At 38.8% G+C, this 18,320-nt stretch carries 18 protein-coding genes, 1 tRNA gene and 1 pseudogene; 12 read left to right on the plus strand and 8 right to left on the minus strand.

The window, feature by feature from the left end; all coding sequences use genetic code 11:
• Positions 1-473: 473 nt before the first annotated feature.
• From CSEC_RS12715 to prfB, 5 genes are all read right to left on the minus strand, one after another.
• A complete protein-coding gene (locus tag CSEC_RS12715) occupies positions 474-1,877 on the minus strand; it encodes an anthranilate synthase component I family protein (protein WP_053331870.1) in 1,404 nt (467 codons plus the stop codon).
• A complete protein-coding gene (locus CSEC_RS06960) occupies positions 1,861-2,598 on the minus strand; it encodes a YebC/PmpR family DNA-binding transcriptional regulator (RefSeq protein WP_041017748.1) in 738 nt (245 codons plus the stop codon). The genes CSEC_RS12715 and CSEC_RS06960 overlap by 17 nt, the downstream gene beginning before the upstream one ends.
• Before the next feature lie 27 nt (positions 2,599-2,625).
• Entirely contained in the window at positions 2,626-3,297 is a 672-nt protein-coding gene (locus tag CSEC_RS06965; protein ID WP_041017749.1) for a M48 family metalloprotease, read from the minus strand.
• Positions 3,298-3,379: 82 nt separating this feature from the next.
• Positions 3,380-3,931 (minus strand): GNAT family N-acetyltransferase, encoded by a 552-nt coding sequence (locus CSEC_RS06970; RefSeq protein WP_041017750.1) that lies wholly within the window; start codon positions 3,929-3,931, stop codon positions 3,380-3,382.
• Positions 3,928-5,029, minus strand: a protein-coding gene (gene prfB / locus CSEC_RS06975) for a peptide chain release factor 2 (protein ID WP_202593691.1) whose coding sequence is annotated in 2 segments (ribosomal slippage) — positions 3,928-4,959 and positions 4,961-5,029 — 1,101 coding nt in all. Because the reading frame shifts where the segments join, the coding sequence is not laid out codon by codon here. The genes CSEC_RS06970 and prfB overlap by 4 nt, the downstream gene beginning before the upstream one ends.
• 257 nt (positions 5,030-5,286) lie before the next feature.
• Between prfB and CSEC_RS06980 the strand changes: the two genes are divergently transcribed.
• Complete coding sequence (locus CSEC_RS06980) at positions 5,287-5,694, plus strand: hypothetical protein (protein WP_154017652.1); 408 nt, start codon at positions 5,287-5,289, stop codon at positions 5,692-5,694.
• Here the strand turns inward: CSEC_RS06980 and CSEC_RS06985 are convergent.
• Entirely contained in the window at positions 5,681-7,801 is a 2,121-nt protein-coding gene (locus CSEC_RS06985; protein WP_053331871.1) for a UTP--glucose-1-phosphate uridylyltransferase, read from the minus strand. The two genes, CSEC_RS06980 and CSEC_RS06985, sit on opposite strands and share 14 nt — an antisense overlap.
• A 303-nt stretch (positions 7,802-8,104) precedes the next feature.
• Between CSEC_RS06985 and CSEC_RS06990 the strand changes: the two genes are divergently transcribed.
• The 4 genes from CSEC_RS06990 (at position 8,105) to truA (ending at position 10,950) form a co-directional block, all read left to right on the plus strand.
• Entirely contained in the window at positions 8,105-8,392 is a 288-nt protein-coding gene (locus tag CSEC_RS06990; RefSeq protein WP_041017752.1) for an SWIB/MDM2 domain-containing protein, read from the plus strand.
• A gap of 130 nt (positions 8,393-8,522) precedes the next feature.
• Positions 8,523-9,497, plus strand: coding sequence for a UDP-2,3-diacylglucosamine diphosphatase LpxG (lpxG, locus tag CSEC_RS06995; protein ID WP_041017753.1), 975 nt, complete (start codon positions 8,523-8,525; stop codon positions 9,495-9,497).
• Position 9,498: 1 nt separating this feature from the next.
• The gene (gene ispD, locus CSEC_RS07000; RefSeq protein ID WP_041017754.1) at positions 9,499-10,191 is read left to right on the plus strand and encodes a 2-C-methyl-D-erythritol 4-phosphate cytidylyltransferase; all 693 of its coding nucleotides are present in this window, start codon (positions 9,499-9,501) and stop codon (positions 10,189-10,191) included.
• A gap of 15 nt (positions 10,192-10,206) precedes the next feature.
• Positions 10,207-10,950 carry a tRNA pseudouridine(38-40) synthase TruA gene (gene truA, locus CSEC_RS07005; RefSeq protein ID WP_041017755.1) on the plus strand — a complete coding sequence of 248 codons (744 nt, stop codon included), beginning with the start codon at positions 10,207-10,209 and terminating at the stop codon, positions 10,948-10,950.
• Here truA and CSEC_RS07010 read toward each other — a convergent pair.
• Entirely contained in the window at positions 10,947-11,624 is a 678-nt protein-coding gene (locus CSEC_RS07010; protein WP_053331872.1) for an HAD family hydrolase, read from the minus strand. The genes truA and CSEC_RS07010 overlap by 4 nt on opposite strands.
• A gap of 67 nt (positions 11,625-11,691) precedes the next feature.
• Between CSEC_RS07010 and CSEC_RS07015 the strand changes: the two genes are divergently transcribed.
• From CSEC_RS07015 to CSEC_RS07025, 3 genes are all read left to right on the plus strand, one after another.
• Positions 11,692-11,904, plus strand: a complete 213-nt coding sequence (locus CSEC_RS07015; protein ID WP_041017756.1) for a hypothetical protein — start codon at positions 11,692-11,694, stop codon at positions 11,902-11,904.
• Positions 11,905-11,938: 34 nt separating this feature from the next.
• A tRNA-Leu gene (locus tag CSEC_RS07020) sits at positions 11,939-12,021 on the plus strand.
• 389 nt (positions 12,022-12,410) lie between these two features.
• Positions 12,411-13,655, plus strand: a complete 1,245-nt coding sequence (locus CSEC_RS07025; protein ID WP_041017757.1) for an MFS transporter — start codon at positions 12,411-12,413, stop codon at positions 13,653-13,655.
• A gap of 222 nt (positions 13,656-13,877) precedes the next feature.
• Here the strand turns inward: CSEC_RS07025 and CSEC_RS07030 are convergent, their stop codons facing one another.
• On the minus strand, positions 13,878-14,507 hold the full coding sequence (locus CSEC_RS07030; RefSeq protein ID WP_041017758.1) for a TetR/AcrR family transcriptional regulator: 630 nt from the start codon (positions 14,505-14,507) through the stop codon (positions 13,878-13,880).
• A 96-nt stretch (positions 14,508-14,603) separates the two neighbouring features.
• Between CSEC_RS07030 and CSEC_RS07035 the strand changes: the two genes are divergently transcribed.
• The 4 genes and pseudogenes from CSEC_RS07035 to CSEC_RS07045 all read left to right on the plus strand — a co-directional run bounded on the left by CSEC_RS07035 (position 14,604) and on the right by CSEC_RS07045 (position 18,309).
• A complete protein-coding gene (locus CSEC_RS07035; protein ID WP_041017759.1) occupies positions 14,604-14,951 on the plus strand; it encodes a nuclear transport factor 2 family protein in 348 nt (115 codons plus the stop codon).
• Between the two features lie 121 nt (positions 14,952-15,072).
• A pseudogene (locus CSEC_RS13425) lies at positions 15,073-15,364 on the plus strand (DEAD/DEAH box helicase family protein); the annotation flags it as partial.
• Positions 15,365-15,953: 589 nt separating this feature from the next.
• Positions 15,954-16,640, plus strand: coding sequence for a type 1 glutamine amidotransferase domain-containing protein (locus tag CSEC_RS07040; RefSeq protein ID WP_041017760.1), 687 nt, complete (start codon positions 15,954-15,956; stop codon positions 16,638-16,640).
• A 262-nt stretch (positions 16,641-16,902) separates the two neighbouring features.
• Entirely contained in the window at positions 16,903-18,309 is a 1,407-nt protein-coding gene (locus tag CSEC_RS07045) for a right-handed parallel beta-helix repeat-containing protein (RefSeq protein WP_041017761.1), read from the plus strand.
• Positions 18,310-18,320: the final 11 nt, after the last annotated feature.

An 18,320-nucleotide genomic window follows, 5' to 3' on the forward strand; every position in this document is an offset into this window, starting at 1 on the left:
ATAAAAAAAAATTTTAAATTAATAAAAAAAAAGACTAAAAATTAATTAACCCCTGATTGCTCCTAATCTCGCTTGAGGATTCATTGATCGGAAATCAACGCCCTTTAAGAAGGTTAAAATGAATGTTAAGTAGATTAGACGGTTTTTTTTATAATTACACCGGAAATGAGGTGCAGAAATTAATGCAAACGTCATTAGTTCGCTTAAGTGTCATTTTTTATTGCAAATCATCTTTTAGACCAAAATATTTTACAACTTCATCACAAATACAAAAAAAATTGCAATAATGGTTGATGCATAACATCCTCCCTTGTTTGGAAAGAGATAGTACGCTCACAGCCAATCATCCGCAATGAGTCATATCTTTTTCATTTTTGTCTTTCGGCAATGCCCCGGCATTGCCTTCAAGCAAATCTAAAAAATCTATTGACACCTTGCGGTGCTTGGCCGTGGATTAGGTGCCATCAGGGGGCTTAAGAAATGCATTTATTTAAAATTCTTATAAAAGGAGCTCCTTTATGAAAGGTTTCTTCATATTCCTCTCTTGGGTCCGAATCTATGACAATCCCTCCGCCGACACTAAGCTCTAAAATGGAATTAAAATAAGTTAAGGTTCTAATGGCAATGTTAAAATCGAAATCTCCATTCTCCGCCAGATACCCGATAGACCCTGTATAAATGCCTCGCGCTCTTTTCTCTAACTTAGCGAGTTCTTGCATCGCACTGAGTTTAGGGCACCCTGTTATAGAACCGCCCGGAAAACAGGCGCGAATAAGATCGACAGCATGAAATCGAGGGCTTGCTAAACTTTCAATCTCCGAAACAAGATGAAATACGTTTTGATAGGTTTCCAAGCACGCAATGCGTTTTGCTTGAACGCTTGCTTTCTCTGATACTTTTGAAAGGTCATTTCTTGAAAGGTCTGTGATCATTAAAAGCTCGGAAAAGTTTTTCTCGCTTTCAAGGAGCCATTTTTTATTATATTGATCTTCCTCTTCGGAGAGCCCTCTTGGCGCCGTCCCCTTTATGGGACAGGTGGAAAGCTTGCCCTTGTCATTTTTAAGCAATCTCTCGGGTGAAAATGAAAGTATGTTTAAATGGTCAAAACGAAGATAAGCTGAAAAAGGGACAGATTGAGTTAAGGATAATCTCTCAAACAAAGCGGCCGGGGAAATCTCACCTAGGTATTGGGTTCTATGAGATAAGTTTAACTGATAGACTACCCCTTCTCTAATTAACTCCTTAATGTCCTCAATTTTTTTCGTATAGTCTTTAAGGGAATCAAAACTTTGAATGCATTTTAAAGAGGCATGGCTCTTAATTGATTCAGGGGTTTTTGTTTTCCAAAAAGAGGCTTTTAGAAGACCCTCCGAGGCTTTTAAAATGGGCGGTCCCATCTTAGCTAGAATTTTCTCATCAAAATAAAAGGAAGTTTTTTTAGTCTCGATTTCAAATTTAATAAGCGCTGCAAAACGTTTAAATTGAGCCAAGGGATAGTCTGAAAGCTTTAGGCTTAAAACATAGCCCGGCTCGCTATGAGCTCCCATTTCGTAGCTGAAGTAGCCCAGCCAATCAGGGAGGCCTAAATCACCTTCCGGAGCCCCGATAAACCCTCGTATATTATCCCATGGGTTTCCGGCTTTTATTTCTTTTTTACCAAAAAGGCTTTTGAAAACCGTTTTTCTATCCGTTACCGAAATTTCTTCATAGGGAAAAAGGGCTAAGTATGAGGCTTTAGAAGAGCTATGGCCTTCGCCCGAAAAAAAAAGAGCTCCTTCATAGTGTTCTAGAAGCTCTACACTACAGAGAAACTCTTTGGAATTAATTTCAAAAGACTCTAAAACTTTTGTGTATCTGGATTTATGAGGCTTTTTCATCAGTTTGTGTGTTCATATTATGATACACGGCATCGACATCATCTAAATTTTCCAGCCATTCAATCAATCCCATATTCGCATCAAAGTTTTCATCATCACACTCAACTAAGACCTTAGGAACCATTTCAAGGGCCGCATGATCTGCTTTAAAACCTAATTTTTCAACGGCCTCTTTGACCTGGATAAACTCTTGGGGATCAGTATAGATGATAAAAACATCTTCAGCGGCTTTAAAATCCAAGGCGCCGGCTTCAATCGCGGCATTAAAAAGCTCATTTTCGATAGCATGGTTCTTTATTATGTGAATAACCCCTCTTCTATCAAAGTTATAAGCGACAGACCCCGGGCCTGCGATAGACCCTCCCTTTTTATTGGTGGCAATACGGATATCTGAGGAAATACGGTTCTTATTATCGGTCATAATATCGACAATTAAGCCCACCCCCCCATGGCCATAAAGCTCATAGCTCATTTCCACATAATCCGCTTGCTCTTCTGAGTTCGCTTTTTTAATATTACGATCTATGACCTCATTTGAAACATTGGCAGCCTTCGCTTTTTCAACAGCAAGCCTTAAGCGGCTATTAGACCTGACATCAGTTCCGCCCATCTTAACCGCGCTAATTATTTCTTTGGCAGCACGTGAGATAACTTTGCCTTTCTTGGCATCTGCTCTTTCTTTACGGTGCTTAATATTTGCCCATTTACTGTGTCCGGCCATTACTTCCTCGAAAAATAGAAGGTTTTACTAATCAATAAAAAAATGATGAGAATTTATTTTAAGCCATTCTTGGGCTTTTTTGAAATCCTTGAAAGTCTTTTCCCGTTTTTTAAATTCAGGGGTATGAACATGATTTCTGCCCGATTCATCATAATAAGAGGGGCAAACGTGGTGAAGCATTTCATGATAGATGACATATTCAATAAAATATAAGGGAATCTCCAAAGAATCTAACATTTTATGAATTTTTATTAGCTTAAGAGGTTGAAAGTAAAGACCAAAAGTAAACCTTGAGCGATTCTTTATGTACGATTTCCCATACCATGTGATCGATAAATCTAAAACGCCGCCGAAATAATAATCGTTAAGATACTCGTAGATCTCTCTTAAATCATAAACGTTCCCATCTGACACAAGCTTTGCTTTATCAAGGGTCGATGAGTAGTCAAGAGACTTTAATTTATTTTCAATATAAGCTTTAACGGTAGGCGAAACGGCGCTATTTTCTTTTCGAATGTGGCAGGAAAGCGCATCCATGATATTTTTTGGTGCTTCTAGAAAAATCCTATGCATGGAAACTTTAGTGCAGCCGGGCTCCCACTTAACGCTCAGCATGGTGGAGCGGTTATCATTAATCTTAAGCTTTATCTTCTTTTTAGAGAGTTGTTCGATTTCTTTTTGAAAAACCGCTAAAGTCATGAGTCAAAACCTATTAGGAGATATTCAATGGTTGCTATTGTAATTTGATTATGTGATTGGATTTTTAAAAATTGCCGTTCTTTTAACTTTTTATTTCCGTATCTTTAGGTCTTATTCTTTTTTCCATAAAAGTTCTTCCCGTATACGTGTGATTCAACTCTTTGATCCATTCAGTTTGACAGCCGAACTCTACGAAGCCAAAACGTTTGTAAAGGCGAATAGCCGGGTTTTCTTGATAGACTTGCAAATGGAGAAGTTCAATTTTAAATTTATCTCTAGCTAAATGAATCAGGTTATTAAGCAGTTCACTGCCGACTTTTTTCCCTCGGTAGTTGGGAGCCACTATGATCCCAAATTCACATTGATGCGCAAGTTTTCGATAAGGCTGTAAATAAAGAGTTGTTAAACCAACAGGTTTTCCTTCATGGGTCGCTGTTAAACTGGCTCTATAACGATAAAATGCAATCCATCGATTCACCGCATCTTCAACCTCAAGCTCGTCCGCCATTGGGAACCATCTTCCGACATCTTTATCCATGAGCCACTCTTTAAGATAGGGTCCGTCTTGCAATTCGGTGTATCGTATCTCGATGTTTAGCGGGGATCGAAATGAATCTTCCTCTTTTTGAGTCATAATTGACCAAATTCCTTTAAGTATGCGTTTACAAAACCATCGAGATCTCCATCCATCACAGCCTGGATGTTTCCCACTTCGTATTTGGTTCTTGTATCTTTAACAAGAGTATAGGGTTGAAAAACATAATTGCGTATCTGGCTTCCCCAAGCAATTTCTTTTTTTTCCCCACCAAGGGTTTTCAATTTACTTTCGCGGGCTTCAACTTCAAGTTCGTATAATTTTGAGCGAAGCATTTTAAAACAAGTCTCTTTGTTCTGCAACTGGCTTCTTTGCGATTGGCTTGCAACCACAATTCCTGTCGGCAAGTGAGTGATTCTCACCGCAGAGTCTGTTTTATTAACATGCTGTCCGCCAGCCCCTGAGGATCGATAAGTATCAACCCTTATGTCATCCGGCAATATCTCTATTTCAATATCATCATCAATCTCGGGCGATACATCAACCGAGGCAAAGCTTGTATGCCGCTTTGCATTGCTATCAAAAGGAGAGATTCGAACTAATCTATGCACGCCTTTTTCAGCTTTTGCATAACCGAACGCATAATTACCTTTAAACTTCAAAGTGATGCTTTTAATACCTGCAACATCGCCATCTTCGCAATCTATAACTTCAACTTCCCACTTTCTTTTAGCAGCCCACCGTTGATACATTCTGGAAAGCATTAATGCCCAATCGCAAGATTCCGTACCGCCGGCTCCCGCATTAATCGAAAGGTAGCAATTTTTATTATCGAGTTCGCCCGAAAGCATCCTTTTTAATTCGAGCTCCTCCATATCTTTTTCGATGAGCTCAATTTCCTGGAGAAGTTCTTTTATCAATGAAGGGTCGTTAATTCCATAAGCCTCAGGCAATAACTCGGTTACATCATCAATTCGCTCGGCTAACCTATCCGCCGGATCCGTCCAGGATTTAAGCGCATTTGACTCAGCGATTGTTTTTTTTGCAGATTCCGGGTCTTCCCAAAATTTAGGCTCCGACATTTTAGCATCTAATAGGACCGATTGGCTTTTTTTGTTAGCCAGGTCAAAGATACCTCCACATATGCTCAAGGCGTTGTTTTAATTCTTTCATCTTAGCTAAGTCGTCGCCCAACATGCGGTTTTTTCCTTTTTTCAATATTCATTTGAGTTAATTCCCTTAAGTTTATCATTTCCTATAAATCCAATCAAACAATTGATTCACCGTTATCCCTAAATCGCTTTCTATGAACAAAATCCCCTTTCAGACAAGTAAATGTTTTTTTAATTTTATTAAAAAAAAAGCAAAAATACCCTATGAAAAGTTTTAAGTTTCTAAAAAGATGGATTCCTGATAAAAACTATTCTCAATATTGTTTTCCTTTAAGGGATTGTATGACGCCTGAAAATTACGGCATTCAAGGCCCCGGATTCCTAGAGTCCTTATCATTGAAAGCTAGCGCTTTAAAAAATAATCTTATTGAGGGGATTTGCTGGCTTGGAAGAAAAGTAAAGCACCTATTTACAGATATTCTTTTTCCCTTTATTCAATCCCTTTGGAATAAATTTACAACAAAAGCACAAGATATGCTAGAAGCTATTAACTCACCGCTTGGGATCGGCGTCATCGCGTTCGCAGGCTTCATTCTCTCCGGGTCTTATCTTTTCAGTATCAGTATCTCCGATAGTTTCCATGATGCTAAATTTTTCTTAATTCGGCTTTCACTTAGGGTTCTTGCAGCTGCTTGCTTTATAATTGCGGGAGCTGCCGTTACAGCCGGGGCGATACTTACACTTGCTTGATAGCTATTCTATTATCTTCAAGAAAATGATAGCAATAACTCCAAGAAGGTCTATCTATTTTTTCTTTTAAAAATTTAATTTTACCGCCTTCCTCAAAAGCAGTCACCTTATAACCCTCGGGAATTTCGATGACTTGATCCCCTTTAAAGACGACATTTTTTGCTTGAAATTCTGAAAAGCCATTTAAAATAATTTTCACACTCTCTTCCCTTTTAAAATTCCCTGCAGGGTAACCAATTGGACTTTCGAGCTTTAAGCCTTTATTGATGACGCTGACATTCTCAAGTCTTACTCGGGCAGCTTTTTCGCTAAATCTACTTTCAGCCCTTTTCCCAAAAGGGGATTTTGCATCGACGACTAAACTTCCTTCCAATGTCAAATCCCTAATAAAAATTTCAGAAATTTCAAGGATAAGCTCCGACTTTTTATAAATTTTACCCTTTTGAATTTTCTGACAGATAATATCATACAAAGGTCCAAGTCCAGGATGATAGAGAAAAATAAAGGAAGGCCCTTCTTCTAAAAATTTTTTCTCATCCGGCTGATTTGGAACTTCAAAGCCGCAAAAATTTGAAAGCAGGTCTTCAGCATTGTAAAGAAGGTCAAGAAAACAACCTTCTCTTGTTTCGAAAAGCTTCTTCGTTTTTTCAAAGTTATTTTTGGTAACAGAAATGGTTTTTCTTCGAATATTTTTAGTGAGATAAGTTTTTAAATGGGCCTGTTCATCCTCTGTGATAGGGTCTAGGGAATGGTCCTGAATGGAGTCGGCAATATTTTGCATCGTGGACTCAAGTCTGCCAACTTTTATTGTTGCCCCTTCTTTAACCTCCATCAATGTTTTCATATTCAACAACATCCCGGGAATCGGATCGATTTTAACAGCATTTTTTACCGTTTGCAAATCTGCAAAGAGGATATTGGTGTTTGCGGGATAAGCAGAGTAAAGACTCCCCTCTTCTTCCGGCACATCTTCAATGTTTTGCTTGTCAAACTCGGTATACTCGACATTCGTGATAGAATAGGAATACCCATTCTCATTTTTTTGCTCTCGAAGGACATTCATGCCTTCACAGGAGCCAACTACCCTGGGACAGGAAGCAAACCCAAAAAGCTTATTTTCAAGCAAGCCTGCTCCTGTAAATCCAAGAATTCCATGATCGATCGCGGCCATAGGATTATTGATTTGTCGAATGATGGCAGACTTAATTCCCTTTTTTTCAAGCCATTCAAAAGCCCCGTTCATCAAAGCGCCTTTCCAAATAGCCCCATGTCCTCCAGGCTTAAGCACTAATTCAAAATTATCTTTGAAAACCCAATCCCCATTTTCATCAACCACCGGCACTAAAGGTTGATTGAAAAGAAAAAAATCGTCTTTATTTCTTCCGAACCAATCATTTTTTTCAAACAGTTCTGTTATATATTGATGATTATTTTTTTCATTGGAGGTCATGAGTACAACAGGGGTTGTTACAAGACTATTATCAAGCTTAAAAAGAAGGTATTCTCTAGCTTCTAAATCCCTGAATAAAGTCTCTAAAATGCTCCTTCCAAGAAAGGGGAGAAGGGCGGCCGGCAAGGGTTCATCGGTTTTAGGGTTTCTTAAGTCAAGCCGATCGCCGGCTCCCCCAACAGCATAAAATTCGGAAATTTCTTTAGCGCTTTCCAAGCTTTTTCGAATGGCTTTATGAGTAAAAGCATTTTTTTCCGAGATGTCTTTTCCAATCGGTTTTCTGAAATTAACTGCAGATGTTTTTTTTTCATGCAAAAGATTTGTAAGTGTTGCTTGATAGCCGACTATTCCTCCTATTGAATCATAAAACCGTTCAACAGGAATGAGTTGATGTGTAAAAGATCTTAAATTTTCAAAAACATCAGGCTTCCATTTGAGACTATCAAACATTTTTTTTTGGCCGATAGCTACAATACTTAATAAAACAAGTGTGCATTCTTCGTTTAAGTTTTGTAGATAAGTTTGAACCAAGCCTTTTTCTTTCAGAAATTGTATGACCTCTTCTTGACCTTGAAGGACTTCCAGTTTTTCGTGCAAATCAAAAGCAGTCTTTAGTTTGTTAGCCAGCACGGACAGCTGATTTTTTTTTTCAGTCATTCCTATCCTATTAAAAAAAGTATTAACAATGAAATTAGGTTGATTATCTAGAAATTAATCTTTTTAAATCAAACAAACAATTAATGGATTGGCAAGAGTACTATCAAAAACACATTCTTACAAATTTGAAAAGCAAATTTACTTCAAATTCAACCCTTTTTTTTGGACTTTTAATAATAACTAATAGCGCAGTGCATAAATTCTTTTGACTATAAATTGCTAGGGAAGATAAAAGAATTCCCTAGACAGATACAACTGTTCGGTAGAAGATTATTATCGACAAACAACAAGAAGGAGATTGCAATGGCAGCCAATACCACCACTAAGAAAAAACCATCTGCTTTCATGAAGCCCGTCCAAGTCAGCGAAGCCTTGGCAGAAATCGTCGGAAAAGGCCCTATGGCCCGTACTGAAGTAACAAAAAAACTTTGGGATTACATTAAAAAGAACAAATTGCAAGACCCAAAAAATAAAAGAAATATTAATCCAGACGCTAAACTTGCAAAAGTTTTCGGCTCCTCTGCTTCAATTGACATGTTCAAAATGACAAGCAAAGTTTCCAAACATTTGAAAGAAGCTGAAGCTCGCTAGAGCTTTTAAGACGCCTTAGCAAATATTTTTTTTATGCAAAGGCGTCTTTCTTTTTCCCTTGAAAATCAAAAACCTTCTCTGCCATTCTTGATCCGGTTCCATAAATTATTTACCGTAAATTTTTAGGTTTATGTCTTTAAAAAAAAAACCTTTATCCGAATGGCTTTGGGATAGCTGGTGTCTTCTTTCTATAGTCGGGATCTGGCCTCGATTTATCGAGCCTCGTCTTTTGCAGATTTCTCAAAAGGATATCCCGATTGTTAATCTGCCAAAAGCTTTTTCTGATCTTAAAATTTTGCAATTCTCGGATCTTCATTTAAGCGGACATACAAGCAAGCATCTATTAAAAAAAATAATTAAAAAAATTAAATCCCTAAAGCCTGATCTTATTGTATTCACAGGCGATTTTTTATGTTTTAGCGAGCTGAACGATCCGGATCGTCTTGAATCCTTTCTTAATGAAATTCCAAAAGCCCCGCTTGGAAATTTTGCAATTCTTGGCAACCATGATTATAGTAACTACGTTTCGGTCGGAGAAGAAGGAGACTATGCCCTTTCCTTTAAAAAGGAGAAAAAGTCGCCGATCCTAAAAGGATTAAAACGTTTTTTCTCACCCTTAAAGCCAAACGGCCAATGGAAAGAAGACCCCTCTAAAGTAAGCTGTCATGATAAATTGCTTGAGACCCTTAGGAAAAGTCCTTTTAGACTATTAAATAATGAGACGGTCCAATTATCCCTTCTTGGAAGCATTCTCAACCTTTCAGGGTTTGGAGAATATATGATGAAACAAATTGACACTGATAAGGCTAAAGAAAATTTTTGCCTAGAAGCACCCGGAATCGCCCTTCTTCATAATCCCGATGGGATTAAGGAGCTTAATTCTTTTCCTTCGGACCTCATTCTTTCAGGGCATACTCATGGCGGCCAAGTCAATTTGCCTTTCATAAAAAATAATTTTATTGTCATGGAAAACAGCAAGTATAGCAAAGGGTATTTAAAAGAAGGAAACAAGCAGATTTATATTACTAAAGGCGTTGGAGGGGTTTTACCCTTTAGATGGTTCTGTCTGCCCGAAATGACTCTTTTAACATTAAAGCAAGGTTAACATGAAAGCTTCAGCGATTTTACTCTCCGGTGGAAAAGGACTTAGAATGGGTCATGAAACCCCGAAGCAATACCTTAAAATTCAAGGGCAGCCAATAGCCTTGTACTCATTTCTAACTCTTGCCAAGCATCCCCTTATACAAGAGGTCGTTGTGGTCTTAGATGAGGAGTGGGAGCCTTTATTCCAAAACTTTTCAAATGAAAATAAGATTTCAATCCGCATCGCTTTCGCGTCTCCCGGCAAGAGAAGACAAGATTCTTTACACAGCGGTCTCAAAAAAGTTGATCAAACGACAGATTTAATCCTTGTTCATGATGCTGCAAGGCCTTTTATTGATGAAAAGGATGTCACGGCAGCAATAGAGGCTGCGAAAGCTCATGGAGCCGCTACCCTTTCAACTCCGGTTAAAGCCACGATCCGTATTGCAAATGAAAGTAAAGTCGCAGTCCACACCCCCGAAAGAGACCGCACCTTCGAAATTCAAACCCCTCAAGCTCTTCGCTTTGATATCCTGCTAAAAGGTTTTGAAAGGGCGATTAAAAATAATATTACCGTGACAGATGATGTCGCCTTAGCTGAACTTGCTGGCCATCCTATCCGCTTAATCGATGGCAAGGAAGAAAACTTTAAAATTACAACAAGAAAAGATCTAATTTTAGCTGAGGAATTAGCTAAGACCTTTTTTTGCAAATGAGAAACCGGCAAAACTATGACTAAGTATAAATTGATCTTATCCTATGATGGAACTAACTATAGCGGCTGGCAAGTTCAACCAAATGGTGTCTCCATCCAGGAGAAATTAGAGGAGGCTTTTTTAATTCTTTTAAAAGAAAAAGTAAACGTCATTGGGTCGGGAAGGACAGATGCCGGTGTCCACGCTTTAAATCAAGTGGCTCATTTTACTTTTGATGGCCCGCTTGACTGCCGGAAAATAACTTTTGCTTTAAATGGGCTGCTTCCGCTTGACATTCGCATCCAAGCTCTTTTAAAAGCAGATCCGGATTTCCATGCCCAACATTCAGCTAAAGGTAAATGTTATTATTATTATTTAAATCTAGACTCTGTCAAATCCCCTTTCTTTGGCCCTTTTAGTTGGCATATCTCGCGCAATTTAGACCTTTCTGCCATGAAAGCTGCCGCCAAAATATTAGTTGGCACCCATGATTTTACCTCCTTTTCTAACCAGCAGCATTTAGGGGCTTGTAAAAAAGACCCGATACGCACCTTATTTAGGCTTGATTTTGTGGATTGGGCCTATGGAATTAGGCTAGAATTTGAAGGAGATGGTTTTTTGTATAAAATGGTCCGAAATATTGTCGGCACCCTTCAAGAGGTCGGAACAGGTAAATTAAAAGTAGAGGACATTCCTTTAATTCTTGAAGCAAAGGATAGGCAAAGGGCCGGACATGCTGCGCCCCCTCAAGGCCTTTTCCTGGCCTATGTTATCTATTAAAATCCCCTTAATTCCTTTAGAACATAAAAATTTTTAAAAATCGGGATGCCTTCCTCGCGGATGCTATCAGTCTCTGGATAGGTGTATTCGGTTATCATGATGCTTTTAATTTTAGCGTCCCGAAGCGCTTTTAAACCTCTTGGTGTATCTTCAAACCCGATTGTATTTTTAGCCTCCTCCCCTAATAACTCAAGGGCTTTTAAATAACCGTCTGGAGAAGGCTTTGGCCTTTCATAGTCTTTTCTTGTAATCCAATTCGGGATAGTTTCTAAAATAGGCAGAGCTTTCTTTATTAAATCGACTTGTCCCCTATCGGAATGGGTGACCACAGCTCTTTTAAGACCCGCTTCTTGTAAATAGTTTAAAAACTCTTCTACTCCGGGTATAAGAGCTACCTCTCCCTTTTCGTATAAGTCTAAAAGAGCTTTTCTTTTCTCTTGATAAAGAGTCTCCCAGCTTATTTTTTTTAGCTCCGGAAACTCAGACGTTATGTCTTCCTCTAAGCCTTCAGCTTTATGATGGGCAGATTTTCGATACCTTTCAAAGCTCCAGTTGAGATCAATCCCCCGATTTTTTAGCATGGTCTCATAGGCTAAGAAATGCACTTTTTCGGTATCGACAAGAAGACCATCGAAATCAAGCAAGATAAGGTCGTATTTTTTTAGCCAATCCATTTTAGAACCTTTTTTTAAGAAAAAAGAGAATACGATCTCTTAATTATATTTGCAAAACTTACCCTTTATGAAAAAAAAACCGGCATTTTTACTCTTGATTTTCACTCTTTTAAGCTGCAATGACTCTAAGGACTTAAACTCTCTTAAGAGGCAGAACAGGACAGGCGCCCCCATTTATCGAAGCGCCCAAGAATATAGGTTTACTCCCGCTCCCCCAACCCATCGACCGCCTCCTAAATACCCTTGGCAAGAAGAAGAAAATAACCCTATTCAAAAATAGGCTTATCGCCTATAATTTGAATCAGTTTTTTTTTGCCGATATGGCGAAATGGCAGACGCGGTAGACTCAAAATCTACTCTTGGCAACAAGGTGCTGGTTCGAGTCCGGCTATCGGCAAATCTCACCGAATGGTTCGCATGAATCATTCGGTTTTTTTATCTCAAAATATCAACATTTATCCTATTCAAGTTCTATCTTAATTGATCAAAAATAGTATTTCTGACAAAATATAATCACTATGGATCATCAACTTCCAAAAATCACTCGTTAAGGTCACGCCCAACTGCGTTCAGAGGCAGTGACCATCTCCAAAAGAGCGCGAATTGCGAGAGTCTTTTACGCTTCTCGAAGCTTCAGCGTTTTTGCCGATAGTATATTTACTTAAACTCTATTTTTTGTTTTGCATTGTGTGGCATTCAGTCTAACCTCATGCCACCACCCGTGTAAACAAATTGATAAAATAAAGTTCTTTATCACAATCGTTTAGATGACGGAGACATATAACGATGTCAAAATTAAATTTTATCACTATCCTATTTATTGGATTTATCGATTATTTAGGAATTGCTCTTGTTTATCCTATATTTACAAGCATGTTGTTTGATCCAACTTACCCAATAATCTCACATGGTTCTTCTTCGGCCTACCGAGGAGCTATTTTGGGAATATTGCTCGGTTTAACTCCATTGACTCAGTTTTTTAGTGCCCCTCTTTTAGGAGCGCTTTCCGATCTTAAAGGACGGAAGAAAACGCTGATTTATGGAACCTTTGTCGGCTTCTTAGCATACTGTTTAGCGGTGTTGGGTGTATGCACGTACTCACTCTCTTTACTTTTTCTGTATCGGATACTATTCGGCATTGCTTCTGGTACCGTGCCTGTAGCGCAGGCGATGATTTCCGACACGAGCACGAAGGAAAACAAAGCGCGAAGATTCTCACTTTTCAGTGCAAGTTTAGGGCTTGGTTTTACCGTAGGCCCATTTCTTGGGGGAAAGCTCGCGGATCCTTCTCTAGCAAGTTGGTGTGGTTATGCTACGCCCTTTGTTGCCGCAAGCATGATGTGTTTACTAAGTCTTGTGATTATTATTTGGAGGTTTCCTGAAACCCGCAGGGAATGCGGCAAGGTTGTCTTTAATTTTATGGGCAGCATTAACAATGTTCGAAAAGTTTTTCTGTGGCCTGAGCTGCGATGGTTATTTTTAGCAACCTTTGCTTTTGCATTTGGCTGGTCTTTTTTTAATGAATTTATCCCGGTGCTGTTGCACAAACAATTTGGATTCAACCTTAGTGATATTGCAAACTATTATGCTTACGGAGGGGCCTGGTATGCATTTAGTTCGGGCATTATTTCAGCAGCAATTTTGAAATATTTCCCGCCAGAAAAGATCGGTATAAAGGCTTTGATAGGATGTGCGGTTTGCATGCTAATGTTTCTTGTCATTCAAGAGGGTCAATATATCTGGTTTATTTTGCCGCCGTTCATGTTTTTTCTATCATTTACGTATCCAACTACTGCAGCAATGGTATCGAATCGAGCAGGGCTTGAAAATCAAGGCGAAGTACTTGGGGTTTATCAGTCGGTGACAGGCGGTGCAATGGGCTTGAGTCCTTTTTTGATAGGTCCTTTGATTGGGATGTATCCATCATTGACTGCAATTGGAGGCGCGTTTGCGATGCTGCTAGCGGGCTTAGCCTTTTGGAAAGGGTCTCACCCTGCTACGACTAATTTAAATCTCGTCAAAAATAGGTAAAATTTCGTGGCTGTAAAAATAAGGAAAGCACACAAAACTCCTAAGAAATTAAGATTTTGGGTGGTTTAATGATTTGAAATGTCAGTAATTTTCTGCTTATAGACAACCAGTCGAACTCGAGAAAAGTTCTGAAACCGTCCTGAAAGGCGCAAATCTCACCGAATGGTTCGCGTGAATCATTCGGTTTTTTCTTATAAGAAGTCACCAATATTTATTGATGATTCATTTCTCCTTTATTAAGCTAACGATTAGCAATTGGGTTAACCATTCCTCATATTCATCAGAAGTCCATCCTTGCTCTATGACAAACATCCGGTATATATCACGACCAGTTAAAGCCCAGAGAATATCGCGCGCTTTGTCTGCACTCAATTCCTTTATAAGAGAGTTTTCCTTAACCATGGCTTTTATGGTGACTTCTTGACGATTATAACGGCGCATTTCTCTTTCTTTTTCAAGCTCCCTAAGCTCAGGCGCTAAAACAGCAACGCCTCGAAAAATACTCATTTTCAATCTTTCAGCATCATACATCTGACGGGCGATTTTAGCAGAAATACTGAGACGCTTCTTAGGCGATTTTTCAAGGATACTCTCCTCAACAAGAGCCTCGAATTGATTTTTAGGAAGGGCACTGTCCATTAAAGCTCGAAGCACACCGAGTTTAGACTGAAAGAGCGAATAAATGGTGGGTATTGATACGTTTGCTCCTTGAGCAATTTTTTCAATCGTCACATATTCAAATCCCAGTGAGTCAAAAAGGTTTTTTGCAGAGTTTAAAATACGGGCCTTTGTTTGCGCTGCTTGAGCCTCTCTCGCATTTGATTTATAGGATCTTCTTTTGACTCCGGACATATTGGATATAGCTCACTATATTTAATATTGATTTAATGGATATAGTTTACTATAATCAATATTGTTTGTCAAAAAATCTGAAAATGGAGTGCATCGATGAAGCCTGATACAAAGGCAATAGGAGTTGCTTACTATAGAGCTCTAGGGGATAAAAATATCGAAAAAGTGAGTAAATACTTACATCCCGATATTCAATTTACCGATCCGCAAGAAACAGTAATTGGTAAAGAATCGGTACTTAAAGCAGCACAAGGGTTCTCACGCATTTTTAAAACTCTCACAATCCGAGCACCGTTTGGTTCAGAAAATCAAGCTATGATTGTCTATGAAGTAGAGATTCCAGGTCTCTCTAAAAAATTGCAAGCCGCTTCTCTTTTGAGTTTTAAAGAAGGGTTGATCTCTAAGATTGAACTTTTCTACGACTCCAAGGGTCTAGGGAAATAAAATTAACTAGGCTAAAGCTACCATAGCTTGATTCATTAAACCCCATTCCAAATCTTAAAAGTTCTAAAGCTGTCCTGTGATCGGTAATTTTATCGGACAAACTCTCTTCAAAGAGGATTTGTCCGGTTGTTTCACTTTCACAACCATTCAAAAATTCTAACCTTCAAATGGAAAATCTTATCAGCTGATTTCTGATCGACGCAATATCATCGTGATAGCTGATGAAGCCCACCGAAGCCAATACGATTTTATCGATGGTTTTTGAAGACAGATGCGTGATGGATTACCGAATGCTTTCTTCATTGGCTTTACAGGTACACCGATCGAACTATCCAACAAAGATACCCTATGCGGTATTTGGTGACAATATTGACACCTACGACATTCAACAAGCTGTTGAAGATGCGAGAACAAAATGCTTTAAAAAAGGTTTCTATTTTTCTAGAGGTTTTATTTAACCTCATGTCTAGATGCAAAAATACTCAAGCTTCAAACTTAAATCTTAATCTTTTTTGTCGTTTAAAAAAAATTGCTCCATACGTAAGCTTGTGGCTTTTTTAACCTTCCGTAACTTATGGAGGTCATAATATTACTGGCTGCAATTTTCATTGTTTGCTGGATTTTTACTTACACGATTCAGGCTGCTTTATTTAGATTCCTAAGAGAACTAGGCCTTAGCCTAACTACTAGCACAAAACGCGCAGGAATTTGGTTAATTTTTTCTCTTCTTATAAGCTTAACATGCTTTGTATATCTACTACACCTGCTGCTTTCTCTTCGAATCGCATAATGATGCCAACTTTTCTGTCCTGCTAAACAGGATTATATTAACAATGAAAGTTAATCAAAACTAATATTCAAAAAATATTATACGTATACGTAAATTAACCCTATTAATACCTTCAAACATAAAAAATTCAAATTAGGGACAAGCAACATATCTTGCGGTTTAATTAAAATAAATTGTACAACCTAACTTTAACTCAAGAAAGGAACTTTACGATGAAGATCTTGATGGTGATGACGTCTCATGATCAATTAGGAAATACCGGAAAAAAGACCGGCCTTTGGCTCGAAGAATTTGCTGCGCCCTATTATGTTTTCAAAGATGCAGGCATTAACCCCACTTTAGCTTCCCCAAAAGGAGGAAAGCCTCCCATAGATCCAAAAAGTGATTTACCGGAAAACCAAACGCCTGCTGTAACGCGATTTAAAAACGATGAAGAAGCAAAAAAAGCATTCGCACATACGGCTAAGCTAGAAGATATGCGCTCAGAAGATTTTGACATGGTATTTTATCCAGGCGGTCATGGCCCCATGTGGGATCTTGCGGAAAGTCGAGATTCGATTGCCCTCCTTGAATCGTTCTATAACGCCGGAAAATTGATGGCTTTAGTATGCCATGCCCCGGGAGTGCTTCATAGAGTGACCTACAAAGGCGAACCTCTTGTAAAGGGTAAGCGCGTCACAGGTTTTACAAATAGCGAAGAAGAAGGAGTTCATCTTACAAAAGTGGTCCCCTTTCTCGTCGAAGACGAGCTAAAACGTTTAGGCGCAGACTTCCAAAAACAAAAAGATTGGCAAAGTTTTGTTGTAGTTGATGGCCATCTTATCACAGGTCAAAATCCCGCCTCTTCCACCGAAACTGCAAAAACTTTGATTGAACACTATCAGAAGCACAAAAAATAAGTAAACTATAAGCTCGTCTATAGAAAGACATTAACGGCGAATAGGACCCGGTTCAAGAATTGCTCTTCGTAAAGGCGGGACTAGTGAAACAATTTTTCTGAAAGAATTAGAGCTTTTCCGAGCAGTTTGGCAAAACACAAAATAAGTTCTTTGAAGATCAATCCGAGCTCTTCTTTTTGTTGGTTATCAAAAAAACATTTGATTGCCTTTTTATGGCTCTGACTTTAATAAGGTGGTATTTCTATCAACATGAGATAACGCGATGAAGACAATCTATCTAACCTTAAGTCTACTTCTATTTATTTTTCAGGTTAAGGCCTCGGATAATGAAATCGTCATTCGTGAAATTCCACCAAGCGGCATTACGATCAATTCCCCCGGAACCTATGTCTTTGGAAACGACATCACGTGGAGCCCGAGCGGAAATGGCCAAGCCATTTTAATTGAATCCTCCGATGTGACCCTTGACCTTAAGCACTATCAACTTACAAGTGAAACCACCTCTTTTAACACAACCGGCATCGTAGCTTTATTATCACAAAATCTGACCATAAAAAACGGTACGATTGCAAACATGGCTTATAGAGGCATTGACTGCACCGCCTGCACCAACATTATAATCGAACATATCACAGTAGATGGGCTGAATATTGAAAATACAGCTGTTTATACAGTTCCTGTCGGCATATTAGTCAGCGCTTCTAGTGTCGCCTACGTACATAAATGCCACGTAAAAAATATTAATGTAAAAACGGGATCTTGCGCAGCGATTCAAATGACAGGAACCTATAACTCTAGAATCTGGGATTGCCATATCTCAAATTTGTTGAATAGAGACGGAGCTTGTACCGGAATAGGCCATGTGCTTTGCGATTTAGCGGACGTAAAATCATGCAAGCTAGATGGAATCAAAAGCGAGTTTATAGACAACCTTAACACTGAAGGCCATACAGCGATTGGCCTTATTCCCTTTATTTCAACTAACCTATGGCTAAGGGATTGTAAAATTTCAAATATTACGGGTTGTTGCGATGATGCCCATGGAATTAGCGTCTTTGAATGCACCAATGCCGTTGTAAAAAAATGCAAGGTATTCAGCGTCTTAGATGGAGCAGGACCTGCCAAAACAGGGGCAAAAGCGACAGGAATTGAAGTTTACGGCTCTGATGTTCAGGTAAAAGAATGCTCTGTAAATTTCATCTCGGCAATTAACCCGCAAGACAAGCAAGCTACAGGCTTTAGCGTTGCACAAGGTTCTAACACAAAATTCATAGATTGCCATGCCAAAAATGTTAAAGTTTATAATGAATTTGGCTTTGAAGATATTACAAAAGGCAACGGAACCGGGTTTGGCTGGGCGCCCGATCCAAGAATCATTGAGCCGGCAGTCAATATCCTCTATCAAAATTGCTCTGCAAAATATTGCCAGGTAGGGTTTGATACTTGGTTTCATATCGATTCGATTTGGGATAATATTTATTCAAAATGCAACGACATAGATTTTTTAAGCCAGGATGATTCTGCCGAAAGAACTCTTTCTTGCGATGCCTGTTCTGAATGCGGCTGCACTTTTCCGGGTTGTTACCCTGACCCCTTTTCCATCACTATCAATAATGTGGCGAGCAATAACCACCTCCTAAAAATTAAAGTAGAAAGATGCGATCCTTAATTTTAATTTCT

Origin of the sequence: Criblamydia sequanensis CRIB-18 (assembly GCF_000750955.1) — a bacterium.
Classification (GTDB): Bacteria; Chlamydiota; Chlamydiia; order Chlamydiales; family Criblamydiaceae; genus Criblamydia; species Criblamydia sequanensis.